The organism is Brevibacillus sp. HB2.2, from assembly GCF_013284275.1.
Classification (GTDB): domain Bacteria; phylum Bacillota; class Bacilli; order Brevibacillales; family Brevibacillaceae; genus Brevibacillus; species Brevibacillus brevis_D.
On sequence record NZ_JABSUV010000091.1, the window covers coordinates 1 to 1,513 of the forward strand.

The following is a 1,513-nucleotide window of genomic DNA, read 5'->3' on the forward strand; positions in this document are numbered from 1 at the left end:
TACTGCAATTTGATTCGGGAAACGCATCGCGGTCTGCTGGAACAATTGATCCACGCGTTGCTCCCGTGGGTAAGCCGTCGTGGTGTCGTTCCATTCCACCAGCAGCTGCTCCCGTTCAGCCTGAGGCAAAAGCGGCAATTGGGCAATGGTCTGCTCCGGCATCTGAACGATGGCTTCGAGCAAGTGATGGAAGTGCTGGGACATACGCACAATCGTCGTTTCATCAAACAGCGCTGTATTGTACTCAAATGTTGCGATCAATCCGTCTTGTTTTTCTGCCATCGTCAACGTCAGGTCATATTTGGCGGTGACGAGGTGTTTGTCCATATCGAATTCCGATACACGTATGCCAGCCTGTTCGTCTAAATCTAGCTGGAAGTTCTGGAGGACAAACATCACTTGGAACAGCGGCGAGTAGCTGAGACTACGCTCTAGCGCCAGTTCATCGACCAATTTTTCAAACGGAAGATCCTGATGGGCATAGGCTTCTAGTGCTGTCTCCTTCACTCTTGCCAGCAAGTCACGGAATGTCGGTTCCCCTGACATATCTGTACGTAGCACCATTGTATTAATGAAAAATCCGATCAATTGTTCCGTCTCTGGTCTATTGCGACCTGCGACAGGGCTTCCGACGAGGATGTCTTCCTGTCCACTGTAGCGGTAGAGCAGAGTTTGGAACGCAGCCAGCAAGGTCATGAACAGCGTCGATTCTTCTTTACGGCTAAGTGTTTGTAATTTGTCGAGAAGTTCACCTGCGAGCGTCGTTGAGTAAATCGCTCCCTCATACGTTTGTACAGCTGGACGTGAACGGTCTGTCGGTAGGGTCAGAAGCGGTTCAGCACCACTTAATTTTTCACTCCAGTAAGAAAGCTGTTCGTCTAATACTGAACCTTGGAGCCAATCCCGTTGCCAAACCGCGTAGTCCGCATACTGTACAGGCAAATCAACCAATGCGGGTAAGTCGTTTTGGCTAATCGCTTCATAGGAAGTGAACCATTCTCGAATGAATACGCCCATCGACCAACCGTCAGAGATGATGTGATGCATGTTCAAAAGGAAGACCGTTTCTTGCTCGCTTACGCGAATCAAGGTGGTACGGAACAACGGACCTTCGCTCAGGTTGAATGGCGTAGCTGCCTCTACTCCTGCCAAGCGCTGTGTTTCTGCTTCGCACTCGTCTGCTGGTAGCTCGCGCAAGTCGATTACACGTACCGACTGTTCTTGGTATGGGTGAATGATTTGTACAGCTTGACCATCTACGTGGTCAAAGGTTGTCCGCAAGCTCTCGTGGCGCTGGATCAGTAGCTGCAAGCTCTTGTTCCACGCCTCTATATTCAGATCCCCGTGCAATCGCATCGCGGACGGGATGTTGTACAAAGCGCTGTCTGGCATCAGACGATCCAGGAACCACAGGCGCTGCTGCGCAAAGGACAATGGCAGATGACCTTCCCGTGAAACAGGTTCGATCGAAGTTCCGGTTGTTTCTTGCAAAAAGCTTCCGAGTGATTCGGAC

General features: G+C 50.7%; 1 protein-coding gene. It reads right to left on the reverse strand.

Annotated features, from left to right (window positions below):
* The coding region (locus HP401_RS29410; RefSeq protein WP_254457238.1) for a condensation domain-containing protein at positions 1 to 1,513 on the reverse strand (1,513 nt) is incomplete at both ends.